General features: G+C 68.2%; 15 protein-coding genes. 12 read left to right on the forward strand and 3 right to left on the reverse strand.

Going from position 1 to position 16690, the window contains the following annotated elements; all coding sequences use genetic code 11:
• Positions 1-6: 6 nt before the first annotated feature.
• Positions 7-1227: an exodeoxyribonuclease VII large subunit gene (xseA, locus tag AB0H86_RS16360; protein ID WP_362437886.1), complete on the reverse strand. Its 1221-nt coding sequence runs from the start codon at positions 1225-1227 to the stop codon at positions 7-9.
• Between the two features lie 181 nt (positions 1228-1408).
• On the opposite strand from xseA, the gene AB0H86_RS16365 reads away from it, so the two are divergent.
• Both AB0H86_RS16365 and ppgK read left to right on the forward strand, forming a co-directional pair.
• Positions 1409-2434, forward strand: coding sequence for a 4-hydroxy-3-methylbut-2-enyl diphosphate reductase (locus AB0H86_RS16365; RefSeq protein ID WP_362437888.1), 1026 nt, complete (start codon positions 1409-1411; stop codon positions 2432-2434).
• Positions 2435-2463: 29 nt separating this feature from the next.
• The gene (ppgK, locus tag AB0H86_RS16370; RefSeq protein WP_362437891.1) at positions 2464-3219 is read left to right on the forward strand and encodes a polyphosphate--glucose phosphotransferase; all 756 of its coding nucleotides are present in this window, start codon (positions 2464-2466) and stop codon (positions 3217-3219) included.
• A gap of 17 nt (positions 3220-3236) precedes the next feature.
• On the opposite strand, the gene AB0H86_RS16375 is transcribed toward ppgK, so the two are convergent.
• On the reverse strand, positions 3237-3836 hold the full coding sequence (locus tag AB0H86_RS16375) for a DUF6542 domain-containing protein (protein ID WP_362437894.1): 600 nt from the start codon (positions 3834-3836) through the stop codon (positions 3237-3239).
• Positions 3837-4027: 191 nt separating this feature from the next.
• On the opposite strand from AB0H86_RS16375, the gene ychF reads away from it, so the two are divergent.
• The 7 genes from ychF to AB0H86_RS16410 all read left to right on the forward strand — a co-directional run bounded on the left by ychF (position 4028) and on the right by AB0H86_RS16410 (position 14196).
• Positions 4028-5116, forward strand: coding sequence for a redox-regulated ATPase YchF (gene ychF / locus AB0H86_RS16380; RefSeq protein WP_362437897.1), 1089 nt, complete (start codon positions 4028-4030; stop codon positions 5114-5116).
• Positions 5117-5409: 293 nt separating this feature from the next.
• Positions 5410-6828, forward strand: a complete 1419-nt coding sequence (locus AB0H86_RS16385) for an ATP-binding protein (RefSeq protein WP_362437900.1) — start codon at positions 5410-5412, stop codon at positions 6826-6828.
• 363 nt (positions 6829-7191) lie between these two features.
• Positions 7192-9588 (forward strand): ATP-binding cassette domain-containing protein, encoded by a 2397-nt coding sequence (locus AB0H86_RS16390; RefSeq protein ID WP_362438549.1) that lies wholly within the window; start codon positions 7192-7194, stop codon positions 9586-9588.
• Positions 9588-10292: a response regulator transcription factor gene (locus AB0H86_RS16395; RefSeq protein WP_362437903.1), complete on the forward strand. Its 705-nt coding sequence runs from the start codon at positions 9588-9590 to the stop codon at positions 10290-10292. The genes AB0H86_RS16390 and AB0H86_RS16395 overlap by 1 nt, the downstream gene beginning before the upstream one ends.
• Positions 10293-10435: 143 nt before the next feature.
• Entirely contained in the window at positions 10436-11983 is a 1548-nt protein-coding gene (locus tag AB0H86_RS16400) for a sugar ABC transporter ATP-binding protein (RefSeq protein WP_362437906.1), read from the forward strand.
• Positions 11983-13080 (forward strand): ABC transporter permease, encoded by a 1098-nt coding sequence (locus AB0H86_RS16405; RefSeq protein ID WP_362437909.1) that lies wholly within the window; start codon positions 11983-11985, stop codon positions 13078-13080. Before AB0H86_RS16400 ends, AB0H86_RS16405 begins: the two co-directional genes overlap by 1 nt.
• A 96-nt stretch (positions 13081-13176) precedes the next feature.
• Positions 13177-14196 carry a substrate-binding domain-containing protein gene (locus AB0H86_RS16410; protein ID WP_362437912.1) on the forward strand — a complete coding sequence of 340 codons (1020 nt, stop codon included), beginning with the start codon at positions 13177-13179 and terminating at the stop codon, positions 14194-14196.
• Positions 14197-14385: 189 nt separating this feature from the next.
• Here the strand turns inward: AB0H86_RS16410 and AB0H86_RS16415 are convergent, their stop codons facing one another.
• A complete protein-coding gene (locus AB0H86_RS16415) occupies positions 14386-15156 on the reverse strand; it encodes an AfsR/SARP family transcriptional regulator (RefSeq protein WP_362437915.1) in 771 nt (256 codons plus the stop codon).
• Between the two features lie 137 nt (positions 15157-15293).
• Between AB0H86_RS16415 and AB0H86_RS16420 the strand changes: the two genes are divergently transcribed.
• The 3 genes from AB0H86_RS16420 (at position 15294) to AB0H86_RS16430 (ending at position 16687) form a co-directional block, all read left to right on the forward strand.
• Positions 15294-15827, forward strand: a complete 534-nt coding sequence (locus tag AB0H86_RS16420) for a redoxin domain-containing protein (RefSeq protein ID WP_362437918.1) — start codon at positions 15294-15296, stop codon at positions 15825-15827.
• Between the two features lie 73 nt (positions 15828-15900).
• Positions 15901-16080, forward strand: a complete 180-nt coding sequence (locus AB0H86_RS16425; RefSeq protein WP_362437921.1) for a hypothetical protein — start codon at positions 15901-15903, stop codon at positions 16078-16080.
• Between the two features lie 73 nt (positions 16081-16153).
• Positions 16154-16687 (forward strand): MauE/DoxX family redox-associated membrane protein, encoded by a 534-nt coding sequence (locus AB0H86_RS16430; protein ID WP_362437924.1) that lies wholly within the window; start codon positions 16154-16156, stop codon positions 16685-16687.
• The last annotated feature ends 3 nt before the right edge of the window (positions 16688-16690 follow it).

Consider the following 16690-nt stretch of genomic DNA (forward strand, 5'->3'; position numbering starts at 1 on the left):
CCCACCCTACGCATCGGCCTGCACATCGACTCGAACCACGAACTCACCCTCGGAGACCCGCGCCCGCAGGACCTCGTCCCCCGCCACCTCGGCCGGGTCGCGGACGACATGGCCGTCCGTCTTCTGCAGCACGGCGTAGCCCCGCTTCAGGGTCGCGGCGGGGGAGAGGGCCACCACGCGCGCGTGCGTGTGCGTCAGCTCCGAGTCGGCGCGGTCGAGGAGGTGGCCGAGGGTGCGCCGACCCCGGTCGAGGAGCGAGACGACATGGTCGGCCCGCTCGTCGATCATCCGGTGCGGATCCTCTATCGACGGCCGCGCGAGCGCCTGCGCCAGCCCGCGTTCCTCCCGCTCGACGAAGGCCTCGACGCACCGCCGCGCGCGGTCCCGCAGCATCCGCACCCGCTCGTACTCCTCACCCACGTCCGGTACGACCTTCTTGGCCGCGTCGGTCGGTGTGGAGGCGCGCAGATCGGCGACGTGGTCGAGGAGCGGGTTGTCCGGCTCGTGCCCGATGGCGGACACGACCGGCGTACGGCATGCCGCGACCGTCCGGATGAGCTGCTCGTCGGAGAACGGCAGCAGATCCTCCACGCTGCCACCCCCACGGGCGACGACGATGACGTCCACCTCGTCGATCGCGTCGAGCTCCTTCACCGCCTGTACGACCTGCGGCACCGCGTGCACGCCCTGCACGGCGACGTTGCGCACCTCGAAGCGCACCGCCGGCCAGCGGTGCCGGGCGTTCTCCAGGACGTCCCGCTCGGCGGCCGAGGCCCGCCCGCAGACCAGTCCGACGAGTTGGGGTAGGAAGGGCAGCGCCTTCTTGCGCTCCGGCGCGAACAGCCCTTCGGCGGCGAGCGACTTCTTCAGCTGTTCGAGCCGCGCGAGCAACTCCCCGACTCCGACGGGCTTTATCTCGGTGGCCCGCAGCGACAGTTGCCCCCGCGGCGCGTACCACTCGGGCTTCGCCAGGACGACGACCCGGGCGCCCTCGCTCACCACATCGGCCACGGCGTCGAACACCTGCCGAAAACAGGTGACGCTCACGGAGATGTCGTACGACGGGTCACGCAACGTCAGAAACACCACACCCGCGCCCGGCCGCCGCGACAACTGGGTGATCTGCCCCTCCACCCACACGGCACCGAGCCGGTCGATCCACCCCCCGATGAGCCGCGACACCTCGCCGACGGGCAGGGGAGCTTCCGGGGACGTGTTCGCAGCCATGCGCCGAGACTAACGGCCCGGTCCGACAACGCCCCGACACGAGTGTCCCGCCACGAGCGCCCCGTCCCCGGGGGCTCCCGGCCTCGTGGACGCGCACCCCCGTGACTCTTCGTGACTCTTCCCACCACCCCGGCACAGAGGCGATCTTCGACCCGCCGTACGCGGCCTTACGATGGGACGCATGACTGCTTCGCCTGGCCGCCGTGTCCTGCTCGCCGCCCCCCGTGGCTACTGCGCGGGTGTGGACCGCGCCGTGATCGCCGTCGAGAAAGCCCTGGAGCAGTACGGCGCTCCGGTGTACGTCCGGCACGAGATCGTCCACAACAAGTACGTCGTGCGGACCCTGGAGAACAAGGGCGCCATCTTCGTCGAGCAGACCGAAGAGGTGCCCCCGGGAAACATCGTCATGTTCTCGGCGCACGGCGTCGCACCCACCGTCCACGACGAGGCCGAGCAGGGCCGCCTCGCCACCATCGACGCGACCTGCCCGCTGGTCACCAAGGTTCACAAGGAAGCCGTCCGCTTCGCGGGCGAGGACTACGACATCCTCCTGATCGGGCACGAGGGTCACGAAGAGGTCATCGGCACCTCCGGCGAGGCCCCCGACCACATCACGCTGGTCGACGGCCCCGAGGACGTGGCGAAGGTCGAGGTCCGCGACCCCTCCAGGGTTGTCTGGCTCTCCCAGACCACGCTCTCCGTCGACGAGACCATGGAGACCGTCGACGCGCTCAAGGAGAAGTTCCCGCAGCTCATCTCCCCGCCCAGCGACGACATCTGCTACGCCACCCAGAACCGTCAGCTCGCGGTCAAGCAGATGGGCGCCGAGGCCGAGCTGGTGATCGTCGTCGGCTCCCGCAACTCCTCGAACTCCAAGCGGCTCGTCGAGGTCGCCAAGCTCGCCGGCTCCCGCGAGGCCTACCTCGTGGACTTCGCGAGTGAGATCGACGAGGCCTGGCTGGAGGGCGTGACCACGGTGGGCGTCACCTCCGGCGCCTCCGTCCCGGAGGTGCTCGTCGAGGAGGTCCTGGAGTGGCTGACGCAGCGCGGCTACGGCGACGTCGAGCTGGTCAAGGCGGCCGAGGAGTCCATCACGTTCTCGCTGCCGAAGGAGCTGCGCCGCGATCTGCGCGAGGAGGCGGCGGCGCTGATGGCGGAGCGTGGCGGCCTTGTGAAGGACATCTCAGGGGCCCCCTCGGCCGAGTGACTGTCAGTCGTTCGTCGTAACGTAGAGCCATGCAGATCTTCGGCTTGGACATCGGTGGTTCCGGGATCAAGGGTGCCCCGGTGGACCTGGACAGGGGCGATCTCGCCCAGGAGCGCTTCAAGGTGCTGACCCCGCACCCGGCGACACCGGACGCGGTGGCGGACGGCGTGCGGCAGGTCGTCGAGAACTACGGCTGGACCGGACCCGTCGGCCTCACCTTCCCCGGCGTTGTCACCGGCGGATCCACGATCCGTACGGCGGCCAACGTCGACAAGGACTGGATCGACACGGACGCGGGTGCCCTGTTCAGCGAGCACCTGGGCGGCCTGCCGGTGACGGTGGTCAACGACGCGGACGCGGCGGGCGTCGCGGAGATGAGCTTCGGCGCGGGCCGGGGCCGCGGGGGCACGGTCGTCCTCCTCACGTTCGGCACCGGCATCGGCAGCGCCCTGTTCGTCGACGGCGCCCTCGTCCCCAACACCGAGCTGGGCCACCTGGAGCTGCACGGCCATGACGCGGAGAAGCGCGCGTCCAGCAAGGCCAGGGAGGACGAGGACCTGACGTGGGAGCACTGGGCCCACCGGGTCCAGAAGTACCTCGCCCATGTCGAGATGCTCTTCTCGCCCGAGCTGTTCATCATCGGCGGCGGCGTCAGCCGCAAGTCCCAGAAGTTCCTGCCCCACATCGAGGGCATCAAGGCCGAGATCGTCCCGGCCGAGCTGCAGAACAACGCGGGGATCGTGGGCGCTGCGATGCACGCGGCGACGCACGCGGCGAAGGAGTAGCCGGCAGCGGCGGTGGATCACACCGGTGGACGGTCGCGGACCGGTCGACGGCGCAGCTGGCGGATCTTCCGCACGGTGGCGATCAGACCCGCGACCAGCGCGCCCCCGTAGAGCCATCCCGCCTGCGTCGCGAGCGCGGTGAACAGGCCCATCAGACGGCCACCGAGCCCGCCGGCGCTGTCGGTCAAGGGCAGGAGCCCCACCGTGAAGGCGATCGGCACGATGACGGGGGCGGTCAGCAGATCGCCCCGGTGGATCCAGAAGGCGGTCAGCGCGGACGCCAGGACGAACAGCACGCCGTATGCCGTCAGCGACGACCCGAACAGCAGCTCGTCGACGCAGCCGACAAGGAACATCAGCGTTCCGCAGAACAGTCCGCCGCCGAGTCCGGTGAGCCGGGGGTTGGGCATCCGCCGTAAGGCCTGGACCAGCGGAGGACCGGACGGCCGTACCGTCGGGGGACGCCGCGACACCCCGCCGCCCCGGCCCGCCGGGGCGGCGGGTCTGCCGGGCCGCGCGGGGCCGCCGTTCGCATCCCGTCCCGCCTGCGGGGGAAAGGGCGGGGTCGTGCCGCGTCGCGGTCCGTACTGCGGGGGTCGGGTCCTGTATTGCTCCACTGGACAAACTTAGGTCGGTTTATGTGCCGAATCGCTCTTCAGACACGCCGTCGACCGGACCTTGGCCATGCGTTCGATACGTCGCCGGGGCGGGGTGCGGTACGCCGTAGACTGGTGGATCGGCCCCCAGGGGCCTGTCCCCTCGGCCCTCTCACGCCAGCCGCCTCACTCTCACTCCGGGAAGTCGCACCGTGTCGCTCACGATCGGAATCGTCGGTCTGCCCAATGTCGGCAAGTCGACCCTGTTCAACGCCCTGACCAAGAACGACGTGCTGGCGGCCAACTACCCGTTCGCCACGATCGAGCCGAACGTCGGAGTCGTGGGCGTTCCCGACCCCCGGCTCACCAAGCTGGCCGAGATCTTCAAGTCGGAGCGGATCCTGCCGGCCACCGTCGACTTCGTCGACATCGCGGGCATCGTGCGCGGCGCCTCCGAGGGTGAGGGCCTGGGCAACAAGTTCCTGGCGAACATCCGTGAGTCCGACGCGATCTGCCAGGTCATCCGTGCCTTCGAGGACGAGAACGTCGTGCACGTCGACGGCAAGGTCTCGCCGAAGGACGACATCGAGACGATCAACACCGAGCTGATCCTCGCCGACCTCCAGACCATCGAGAAGGTCCTTCCCCGGCTCCAGAAGGAGTCGCGGATCAAGAAGGACATCGGGCCGAAGGTGAAGGCCGTCGAGGAGGCCAAGGAGATCCTGGAGAAGGGCGACACGCTGTTCTCCCAGGGCATCCTCCAGGGCAGTGAGCGCGCCGAACTCCTGCACGACCTGCACCTGCTGACCGCCAAGCCCTTCCTCTACGTCTTCAACGTCGACGAGGACGAGCTGACCGACGACTCCTTCAAGGACGAGCAGCGCGCCCTGGTCGCCCCGGCCGAGGCGATCTTCCTCAACGCCAAGCTGGAGTCGGAACTCGTCGAACTCGACGAGGAGGACGCGATGGAACTCCTCCAGTCCGTCGGCGTCGAGGAGCCCGGCCTCGCCACCCTCGCCCACGTCGGCTTCGACACCCTCGGCCTGCAGACCTATCTGACGGCCGGCCCCAAGGAATCCCGCGCCTGGACCATCAAGAAGGGCGCCACCGCCCCCGAGGCCGCCGGTGTCATCCACACCGACTTCCAGAAGGGCTTCATCAAGGCCGAGGTCATCTCCTTCGAGGACCTGGTCGAGACCGGCTCCGTCGCCGAGTCCCGCGCCAAGGGCAAGGCCCGCATGGAGGGCAAGGACTATGTGATGCGGGACGGGGACGTGGTGGAGTTCCGCTTCAACGTGTAGCGGGCGTCCCATCACCACGTTGCCGATTTGGCAGACATGCAGTTCAGAAGAGGCTCGACCTTTCGAGGGCGGGCCTCTGGTTTTTTCCCGTGCTGGGACGGTGCTGGGAAGAGATGAGAGCGCCCGTGCTGGGGCGCGCACTGTCAGGGCTGTGCCGGCGGCAGGAAGCGCACTGGCGACGACCCTCCCGACGCTTTGAAGGCGCCACCGGCGCAAGAATCTGGTGTCCAACAGGAGACTAATGTCTATGTTAGTAACATCGCCGTTAGTGTCATGCGTGGAGGTCGGCAGACGTGGTGGACTTTGTAGGCCGCCGGCAGGAGCTGGCGACGCTGGAGCGAGAGCTGCGGAAGGTGGCGGCAGGGGTTGGCGGGGAGCGGCCCGGTCGGTGCGTGATGTTGCGTGGGCGGCGACGGGTGGGCAAGTCGCGATTGGTCGAGCGGTTTGCGGAGCGCTCCGGAGCTCCGTTCTTGTTCTACGCGGCGACCGGTGCGTCCCCCAGGGATGATCTGGCACGGCTGGCCCGGGACGCCCAAGCATCGACGCTGCCGTTGGCGGGGCTGGTGGCCGCCGCGCGGCCGGAGAGCTGGGACGCCGCGTTCGATGTGCTGGCTGCGACGCTGCCCGCTGACCGGGCGAGCGTGCTGGTCATCGACGAGGTGCCGTACCTGATGGATGTAGAGGGCGCCTTTGAGGGGATGCTGCAACGGGCCTGGGACCGGGTGCTGGAGAACAAGCCGGTGCTGCTGGTCCTCATCGGCTCCGATCTGTCGATGATGGAGGCTCTGAACAGTTACGGACGCCCTTTCCATCAGCGCGGCCGGGAGATGGTGCTGGGGCCGCTGAACCCCGCCGAGGTAGGCAGGATGCTCGGGCTGGAACCGGCGGAAGCCTTCGACGCCGCGCTGGTCACCGGCGGGCTGCCGCTGATCTGCGCGGAGTGGCCGCGGGGCGCAGGGCTGTGGGACTTCCTGGGTGAGGCGCTGAGTGACCCGGTCTCGGCCCTGCTGGTGTCGGCCGAGCGCTCGCTGGCTGCCGAATTCCCTCCGCAGGCTCAGGCGCGTACGGTGCTGGCGGCTATCGGCAGTGGCGAGCGAACCTTCACCAACATCGCCCGTGCAGCCGGCGGGATCGGGGCCACGCCCCTGCAGCGAGCGCTGGAGCTGCTTACGGACAAGCGGATCGTCGCCGCGGAGCTGCCCGTATCGCTGCGTCCGTCGAAGGATCGCCGCTACCGGGTGACAGATCCCTACCTGCGGTTTTGGCTGCACCTGCTCGGCCCGTCCATGGAGGAGATCGAGCGGGGGCGGGGCGATCTGGCCTTGGCGCGCATCCGGGAGAACTGGACCAGCTGGCGCGGCCGAGCCGTCGAGCCCCTTGTCCGTGAGGCCCTGGCGCGGATACTGCCCGATGACCGGCTGCCCGCGGCCCCCGCGGTGGGCGGCTATTGGACCCGTACCAACGACGTCGAGATCGATATCGTCGGGGCGGACCGCGCCCCCGTTGCCAAGGAGCTGCTCTTCGTGGGCTCCATCAAGTGGCTGGAGCAGTCACCCTTCGACCGGCACGACCTGGCAGCTCTCCATCGACACCGGGCCGCCCTCACCGGCGGACCCGTTCCGGTCGTGGCGGTCTCGCGCAGCGGCGTCGGCTGTCCGGGTCTCGATGCCACCTACGGCCCCGGCGATCTGCTGACCGCTTGGCCGCTGTGAGTGGTGGATCGCAGGCGCGGTACGGGAGTTGGTGAGCGCGATCAGGCCGCAGACGTTGCGGAGAAGTCCCACAGACCTTGGCCCGTTGCCGGCGCTGTTGTGCAGCGTCGGCGATCCTGAGCCCTGACTCGGTGACGACATCACCAAGGTCGAGAACAGGACCTACCGGGCGTGCCGGCGGATGCGGAACCTCGCCTGCGTCTGCCCGCCGTAGAAGACCGAGCTGCTGGTCTGCCTCAAGGACCCGGAAGCACTCGCAGAAGGCGTGGATGGCGACCCTGCCAGTTGCGACGCCGACCTTGACATTGTCCACCCTTCACCCACACCCTCTCCCGTGTGTGGCGAAAAATCGCCGCCCACCCGGTGTTCGCACGACGGGTCAATGAGTCGACTCGCGGCCTGGACGATGCCGCGGTACGACTCCATAACGTCTCGGTCCACTATGGGCCTCGACGGGCTTTGCAACAGGTCAGCATGACCGTCGAACCCGGTGAACTCGTAGCCGTAGTGGGCGAAAACGGAGCAGGTAAGAGCACCCTCATCGGGTGTGCGACGGGCGTGGTCTCCCCCGACGGGGGCAAGGTCAGCGTCCTGGGGCAGAGCCCGGCCGCGGCTCTGCGTACCGGAGAAATGGCGGTCGTGTGGCAGGACCTCGCGCTGTGCGACAACCTGAGCGTGATCGCCAATATTTTCCTGGGGCGCGAATTGGGCCATGGGTTCGTCACCGGTCGTCGTATGCAGGCCGAGTCGGCGGCGGTACTCGCTCGCGTCGGTCTTCGTGTCGGGGACCTGCACCGTCGCGTCGGTGAGCTGGCCGGCGGTGAACGCCAGGCGGTGGCGATCGCCCGTGCTCTGCTGGGGCGCCCCAAGGTCTTGGTCCTCGATGAACCGACATCGGCGCTGGGAGTCAACGAGACGCTGCACGTTGAGCGCCTCCTGCGGTCCTTGCGCAGTGAGGGTGTCGCTGTCCTGCTGGTCTCACACCGTATCGATCAGGTGTTCGGCTTGGCGGATCGGGTGATCGCGCTGCGCCACGGCCGGCTGGTCGGAGACTTCTCCACGGTGGAGGTACACGCCGATGACGTCCTCGCCCTGATGTCCGGCATGAACATCGATTCCGTAGCGCGCCGTCATCTTGCGCGGCTTTCCAGTCTTGTGGACCAGCTCGCCGAGGTCGAACCGTCCGCTTCTCTGCCGATGATCATATCGGCGATGTCGACGGCTTTCGGCCACCAGCAACTCTGCGTGCACCTGGGCGGAGAGGGCCCCGCCGATCCACTGCTGCTCAGCGCGTCGGTCGGCCTCGGCGATTCCGTCCTTCGGCAGCTCAAAAGGGTCCGAGTCGGTGCACGCGGCGGGCCGATCGGCCGTGCCGCTGCTTCCGGGCTCCCGGTCGTCGAGGAGGACCTCCGTGGCCACGACCTGGGTTCCGGCTGGCCGGTCAGCATGTGGTCGGTGCCGATACAGGGCAGCGGCGGACGGTACGGGGTGCTCTCCGGCCTCGCCGATGTGCCCGGCCATCCGCAGGACGACCTGCTGCGACTCGCTTCGGTGTATGCCAGCCTGGCCGCCACGGCGATCGAACGCGAGCGGCTGCTGAACGACCTCGCCCGGAGAAACCGGGTGCTCGAGGCGTTGCGGGGGGTGCTGAACGCGCTGGCAGGCCCCGAACAGCTGCCCGCGAGCCTGGAGTCGGCGCTGCGGGCACTCGCACAGGGCTTGCGGGCCCGAGCGGTGGCTCTGGTCGAAACGCGGATCGGCGCGGATGAGGGGGACAGGCCGAACGGCGGGCACACCACGGTCACCATCGACGGCGAGGCCGAGCCCGCGGACCTGGTGGGAGCGCTCGTGGCGGCGGGTCAGGACGCGCGTTGGGGGCACGGCGCCCGCGAGATCCAGCCCACCCTGTGCGCGGTCCCGTTTCAGGTGGACCAACGGCGCTTCGTCATCGGAGCCCGGTGGATGGACCCGAACCGCATGTCGGCCGACGGCGCCCAGTTGCTGGAGAGCGCGGCCCGCTCCCTGCGGCTCGCGGTGGAGCGCGAGGCCGCTCAGCGGGCCCAGGCCGAAGCCAGCGCGCTCCGGCGCGCCGGCGAGTTGCAGCGGGACTTCATTCATCGGCTCAGCCACGAACTGCGTACCCCCCTGACGGCCATCACCGGATATGCCTCGACGCTGCGGGCCACGGACCTGGACTGGGACCTCGATTCCAGGAGCCGCTTCCTCGACAGGATCGCCACCGAAGCCATGCGCATGAGCCGGCTGGTGGGCGACCTGCTCGACACCTCCGCCATCTCGGCAGGCGTCCTGCGGATGCAGCCGGACTGGTGTGAAGTGGCCGGAGTTCTGGAGGCCGCCATCGCAGCGGTCTCCCTCGGCACCGTGAAAATCGTCCTGCACAGCGACGATCTGCCATCGGTCTGGGCGGATCATGATCGACTGGAACAGGTCTTCGTCAACCTCCTGGACAACGTGGCTCGCCATGGTGGACTCATCGCCGTCGTGCATTGCTATGCGGACGACCGGCGAGCGGTGATAGAGGTGACCGACGACGGCCCTGGCATTCCCGCCGGATTGCGCGATCAGATGGTCGAGCCGTACGTCCGCGGGAACACCGACGCGTCGGGAGCCGGCCTGGGGCTCGCGATCTGCAAGGGCATCATCGACGCGCACGGTGGCAGCTTGCGCTTCCTCGACGCGGCAGTCGGTACGACCGTTCAAGTGGTTCTTCCGCTCGAACCGGACGCAAGGGCAGGCTGATGGACGACGACGAGGGCCGGACCTGTGTCCTTCTCATCGAGGACGACCGCAACATCGTGGATCTGATCCGCAGCAACCTCACCGCGCGCGGATTTGCCGTGATCGTCTCGATGGACGGGATGGACGTCCTGACGCTGCTCGAACGCGAGCAGCCGGACGTTGCGCTGGTCGATCTGCTGCTGCCGCGCACGGACGGGTTCACCCTGTGCCAGCAACTGCGTCGCCATTCCACGCTGGGGATCATCGTCGTTTCGGCACGCTGGGAGGAGACGGACAAGGTCCGCGCCCTCAATCTCGGCGCCGACGACTACATGACCAAGCCCTTTGGCATCGAGGAACTGCTGGCGCGTATCAACGCGACCCTGCGCCGTTCGCGGCCGCTGCCCTCCACGGAGGAGTCTCACGCCCCCATCCGGCTGGGTGACCTGGTGATCGACATGGCTGCTCGATCGGTGACCAAAGGCGGGGAACCGGTCCGGTTGACTCCCACCGAGTTCGCGCTGCTGCGCGAACTCGTGCTGCACAGGGGCAGTCTGGTGTCGCACGCGAGCCTGCTACGCCGGGTGTGGGGACCTGGCTACGCGACGCACACGGAGTACATCCGGGTGTACGTACGCCGGCTGCGAGCCAAGTTGGAGACGCCAGGCAGCTCGCCGCTGATCCAGACCGAGCCGCGCTCCGGGTACCGCCTGATCGCCGAGTAGCGGACTTCCCCGCAGTCGGCGAGTACGCAGGTCAAAGGGTATTTCTGAAACGTTAACAGCGGAAGTCCGCATGTTTACGTTTCATTCATGGTGCGCCCCGTAACTTCCCTTCCACTCGTCAGGAGAAGAAGGGTGAGTGCCTTATGGAACCGAACGGCGCAGCCCCACCCCTGCTGGAGATGCAGGGGATCGGCAAGGCCTTCGGAGGTGTCCGCGCACTGCGCGGCGTCGACCTGACCATCCGTCCCGGGGAAGTGCACGCCCTTATCGGTGAGAACGGCGCCGGCAAGTCGACCCTCATGAACATCATGTCCGGAGTAATTGCGGACTACGAAGGAAAGATGCGGTTGGCGGGGATCGACATCCGCTTCTCATCGCCCCAGGGCGCGCTCAAAGTCGGTGTTGCCACCGTGTTCCAGGAACTCGACCTGGTTCCCGGCCTGTCGGTGGCCCACAATCTGTTCCTCGGCCAGGAACCCCTGCGGTCGGGGATTTTCGTGGACAACTCCACGATGTACCAGCGCGCCGATGTCGTGCTCCAGCGAATCGGCGGAGGTATATCCCCGCGCAGCATCGTCGGGAACCTGCGCCTCGGGCAGCAACAGGCCGTCGCCATCGCGAAGGCATTGGCGGTCGGCGAACCGCGCATCCTCATTCTGGACGAACCCACGGCGGCACTGTCGACGCACGAGGTGGAGCGCCTGTTCGAGATCATCAGGCTGCTTCGCTCCCGCGGCGTCGCGATCGTCTTCATCTCGCACCGCTTGGAGGAGATATCGCAGATCGCCGACCGTGTCACCGTGTTGCGGGACGGGCAGACCGTGGCGACGGTCCCGGCCTCGACCCGCCAGGACCAACTGGTGTCGCTGCTGATCGGTGAGTCCCTCCGAGCCCTGTTTCCCCCCGCCGGCACTGCCACGTCCGAGGACCGGCTCACGCTGGAGAACTTCTCCTACCGACCCGGGCGCCCCAGCCCGGACTGGCAGGAACCGCACGACATCAACCTCACCGTCCGGGCAGGCGAGATCGTGGGTCTGGTCGGCTTGCTCGGCGCGGGACGTACCGAACTGCTGCAGGTGCTCTACGGCACCGCACCACCGGGTCTGCAGAGCGGCTCGGTGAAGGTCGACGGCAGACCGTTGCGGATCGGTTCGCCTTTGGCGGCCCTCCGGCGCGGGATCGGCTTCGTGCCCGACGACCGCCGCGGCAGCGGTCTGGTCACCACCCGCAGCGTCGCGGAGAACCTCATCCTCGCCGACCTCAAGCGGCTCTCCACCCTTGGGGTGGTGCGCGCCGGCCGGGTGCGTGAGGCCCTGCGGTGGGGCCTGCCCCGCCTGAAGATCAAGGCCGCCGGCGCGGACGCTCCCATCCTCAGCCTCTCCGGCGGTAACCAGCAGAAGGTCCTCATCGGCCGGATCCTGTTGCGGCAGCCGGACCTGCTGCTCCTGGACGAGCCCACTCGGGGCGTGGACATCGGAGCGAAAGCCGAGATCTACCACCTGGTGCGCTCGCTGGCCGCGGGCGGACTGGCCGTGCTGGTCGCGTCGAGTGAGCTGCCCGAACTGGCCGGATGGTGCGACCGGTTGGTCGTGCTGCGGCAAGGGCGGCTGATCGCCGATCTGCCGCCCGACACCGACCCCGCCCGCGTCCTCGCCCTTGCCGGCGGCACGTACACCACTCAGGAGCCGTAGTGAGCACTCAACCCACGGACAGCGGCATGGAGACTGCTGAGTTCACGGTCGGCGCCGAGGCACTGACCGCGCTCGACAACGGGAAGCCGCCGGCCACCGCCGGTGCACGGAAGTGGCTGCAGTTCCGCTTCCTGATCCGTTTCCAGAGCTTGCTCGGTCTCGTCCTTGTTCTCTTCGGCGGCATCATCTTCTCACCGCGGCGCAATGGCGAGCTTCTCTTTCTCAGTGCGGACAACCTCGCCAACATCGTCCGCTCGGTATCCGAAACAGGGATCATCGCCGTCGGAATGACGTTCGTGATCATCGCCGGTGGAATCGACCTGTCCGTAGGGGCAGTTCTCGGTCTATCCGGAGTCCTGGTCGCCCGCCTGATGATCGACTGGAATTACGGGACTGCTCTGGCGATCATCATCGTGTTGATAGCGGGTCTGCTGTTCGGAGTTCTCCAGGGACTCGTCTCGAACTACATGCGCATACAGGCGTTCATCGTCACGCTCGCCGGCCTGCAACTCGCACGAGGACTGGCAAGAATCATCTCCGGGGACAAGTTCATCAACATCAGTTTCGGGAGCGGGCCAAAACAAGCGCCTTCCTCCTTCTCCGTGCTGGGTGACCGGTTCGGTGGCGTACTGCCGGTGTCGGCCCTTGTTTTCCTGGGCGTGGGAATCCTCGGCTCGGTCGTGCTCAACACCACCCGCTTCGGCCGGCATGTCTTCGCCGTCGGCGGTAACGAACGCGCGGCGAGGCTGTCCGGGATCAACGTCCGCTACGTCAAGATCGTGACGTTCGCGATCTGCGGTATCACGGCCGCGCTGAGCGGAATTCTCGACGCGGGCCAACTCGCATTCGCCAACCCGGATTCGGGAACAGGCTACGAGCTGACCGCCATCGCCGCGGTGGTCATCGGCGGCACGAGCCTGTTCGGCGGCGAGGGGACGGTCGTCGGCACGCTCGCCGGCGCCCTGTTGCTCGGCTCGCTCAACAACATCCTGCAGTTGAACAACATCAACTCCAATCTGCAGTTGATCGTGACCGCCACGATCATCGTGCTCGCCGCAGCGCTGCAGCACCTGGCGAGCCGTCGGCGCGGCACCTGACCCTCGACGCGCACCTGGCCATCATCTCGCCGTCGGCACTCCCGACCAGAGCAAGGAACAACCATGCGCTCAGTCCTGAAAGAGAGCAGAACGACCATGACACGCAACCCCGCACCCCGCCCTCTCGCCCTGGTCACCGCCGGCCTCCTCATCCTGGGCTGCGCGGCCTGCACCTCCGCGTCCGGTGAAACCGTCGGCTCGGCGGACCACCCGGGTGCGCTGTCGAAGAACTGCGGCACAGGAAAGAAGTTCAAGATCGGCTTCGCCCAGGCCAACAACGCGGAGCCCTACCGCCAGCACGTCAACTCCGAGCTCAAGCAGCTGGCAAAGGGATATCCGGACTTCGACATCACCATCGCGGACGGGCGCGGGGACTCCAACAAGCAGATCTCCGACGTGGAGAACTTCCAGACCCAGCAGGTCGACCTGCTGATGATCTCCCCCTTCGAAGCTCAGCCGCTCACCCCGACGGTCTCCCAACTCTACGAAAAGGGAACCCCGGTCATCGAACTCGACCGCCAGACGACCGGCGACAAGTACACGGCCTTCGTCGGCGGTGACAACCAGGCCATCGGCAAGGCGGCCGGGACGTACACAGCGCAGAAGGTGCTGCCGAACGGCGGCGATGTCGCCATCCTGGAAGGTCTGACCAGCACCACCCCCGCGGTCCAGCGGACCAAGGGCTTCACCGAAGGCGTCGCCGCGAACCCGAAGATCAAGGTGGTCGCCGTCCAGCCGGCGGACTGGCTGCCCGACAAGGCCCAGACGGTCTTCGACGCGATGCTGCGCGCCAACCCCGGCATCAAGGCCGTGTACGCGAACAACGACCTCATGGCCAACGGGGCGTACCTGGCGCTCAAGGGCCAGAACAAGGTCGGCGACGTGGCGATCATCGGCACCGACGGCCTGCCGGACGAGGCAGGAGGCGACCGTGCGGTGCTCGACGGGCGGATGACCGCCACCTTCGTCTATCCCACAGGGGCCAAGGAAGCGCTGGACCTCGCCAAGAGCATCCTGGTCGACTGCGCCAAGAGCGTGGAGCGCAACACCGTCGTCGATACGACGCTGATCACCAAGGACAACGCCCAGGCGGCCATCGACAAGGCCAAGAAGTGACCCGACCAGTCGGCCGGACGGCGGTCGGACGCGGGTTCCCAGCCGGGTGGCCTTTCGGCGGACCGGGGTGCGCGACGTGGACGCATCGCCGGACGCGGCCGGCGCGTCGGACGGCGCGCAGGGTGAGTTCGCCGGGCTGCTGAAGAAGGAAGGAATGGCAGTTGGGGTTGGTGGGGGTGCGGCGGTGCGTCACGCGGCGCCCAGGGCTGCACAGCGGAAGACGCGGCGGTCCACGGGATCGCCCCGCAGGATCGCCTCGCGCAGATCCTGCAGCTCGCGGCTCAGATCCAACCCCAGCCGCGTGGTCATCTGTGCTCGCGCCGAGGACAGCACTCGCAGCGCGTCCGCGCGACGGCCGCACTCGTAGAGCGTGGCGGCACGGAAGGCCAGGAGTGTCTCGTGCTCCGGATAGTCCTCGGTGAGCCGCGCGAGGTCCGCGGCGAGTGACCAGTAGTTACGCAGCTTGAACTCCGCCGAGACACGCAGCAGTTGCGCCGAGATCAGCAGTTCGTCGAAAGCGGTGCCGATACCTCGGCGTATCCGCTCGGATGCGACGTCCTCCAGCACCGCCCCCCGCCACTCGGCGAGGGCGGACGAGGCGAGTCGGGAAACCTCCTGCGGCTCGGTGCCCCGCTGAGCCCGGTCGACCAGCTGAGTGAAGCGGTGCAGATCCACCCGCTGCGGATCGCCGGTCAGGGCGTACGTCGAACCGCTCCGCACCAGCCGCACCGACCCGTCGCACCCGCCCCGGCGAAGGCTCGCCCGCAGTCGGCAGACATCCACATACAGATCGGCCCGGGACCGCGGTCGTTCGTCCTCGTCCGACAGGAGATCGATCAGCCGGTCCATCGGGAGCGGCCGGCCCATCTCCAGCAGGAGTAACCCCAGCAGCAGACGTTCGCGACGGCGACCGATGGGTCTGAGACGTCCGTCGATGGTCCACTCAACTCTGCCAAGCACCCGAAAATGCGTCCCCGTGGCAAACATGGCGGCAATGATGCTTGGCTCGTCATGTTCCTGGCAAGGTCTTGGCATCGTCTTGACAGGCCCCACCTATCACACTGCTCCCCCGTGCAACCGCGCCAGGGGGGTCGAACTTGCCTTACGTCATTGTCGGTCTGGTGCTCGTCGGAGCCGTCGCCGTGCTCAACCTCGTCCTGCTCATGGTCATCCTGCGCCGCTGGCAGGAGCTCGAAGGCGTACGCCGACGCTATGACTTCGCAGCCCAGGGGCCGCAACCCGGAGACGGACTCCCGGACTTCACCGCCACCGCGCTCAGCGGCCGGACCCTGACCCAGGACGACTTCCGCTCCGGGGAGCTGCTGCTGGGCGTCTTCTCCCACGACTGCCCGTCCTGCACCGACAGCCTCCCCGACTTCGCCGAACGGGCCGACCGGGCCCGGGCAGCGGGCGGCAGAGTCCTGGCCCTGGTGATCGGCGCCGAAGCCGGCGAGAGCAGCCTGACCGCCCAACTCCGCGGGCCGGCGGACGAGGTGGTACCGGAGCCCGAGGCATCAGCGCTGTTCGGCGCCCTGCGTGTCCCTGCCTTCCCCACGATCCTCAGCTACCAGGACGGCGTTGTCGTCGCTCCCTCCGCCGCCGACCGCGAACCGGTATCGGCGGCCTCCTGAACCCCGGTGCGACCGCGGACCGCGGTCGCACCGCGGAGTACGCACATCCCATCCACACAGGAAGAGGAGAACCATGCGCACACTCAAGGCCGGTGCGGGCCGCCTGATCGAGCGGATTCTGCCCAAGGCCACAGCCGAGGCAGGCTGCCCGCCGGACTGCTATACGGAGTGGAGCACCAGCGCCCAGCGGTGCCGCCGCTGCTGTTACACAGGCGCGTGCACCGTCAGCTGCGGAAGCTGGGACTACTGCTGAACCACCACGGGGCGGGCCGCGTGCGGCCCGCCCCGTGCCCGCCGGCCCAGGACCCATTCTTCCGGAGTCACCCTTGTCCGACCTGCTGCTCGTCTGCCGCCTGACCCTGATCTGCGTGCTGGCCGTGGCCGGCCTCGCCAAGCTGCGCGACCGCCGCCGATTCGCCACGGCACTGGGCGACCTCACCTACCTGCCGGCCGCCGCCCGGCCGGCTCTCGCCGTCCTGGTGCCCGCGGCCGAGCTCATCGCCGCCGTGCTCCTCGCCCTGCCCCGGACGCTCACCGCGGGCCTGGCCCTCGCCGCCGCACTGTGTGCGGCGTTCAGCGCCGTCGCCGTCACCACCATGCGGCGCCGCGGTTCCGCCGGCTGCCCCTGCTTCGGCAGCAGGACCACTGTGCCCATGGGCCCTTGGCATGTCACACGCAACGCCACGCTCACGGTGCTCGCCCTCCTCGGCGGCGCCATCGCCCTCACCCACGGCACCAGCACCCCCCTCAACGCCCCCGCACTCGCGCTCGCCGTCGCCGTCGCCGGGTATCTCACCACGTTCGCCGTCTTCACCGACGACCTTGCCTTCTTCTTCTCCGCCCGCACCGGCCAACGCTGAAAG

The organism is Streptomyces sp. NPDC050997, from assembly GCF_040660135.1.
Classification (GTDB): Bacteria; Actinomycetota; Actinomycetes; order Streptomycetales; family Streptomycetaceae; genus Streptomyces.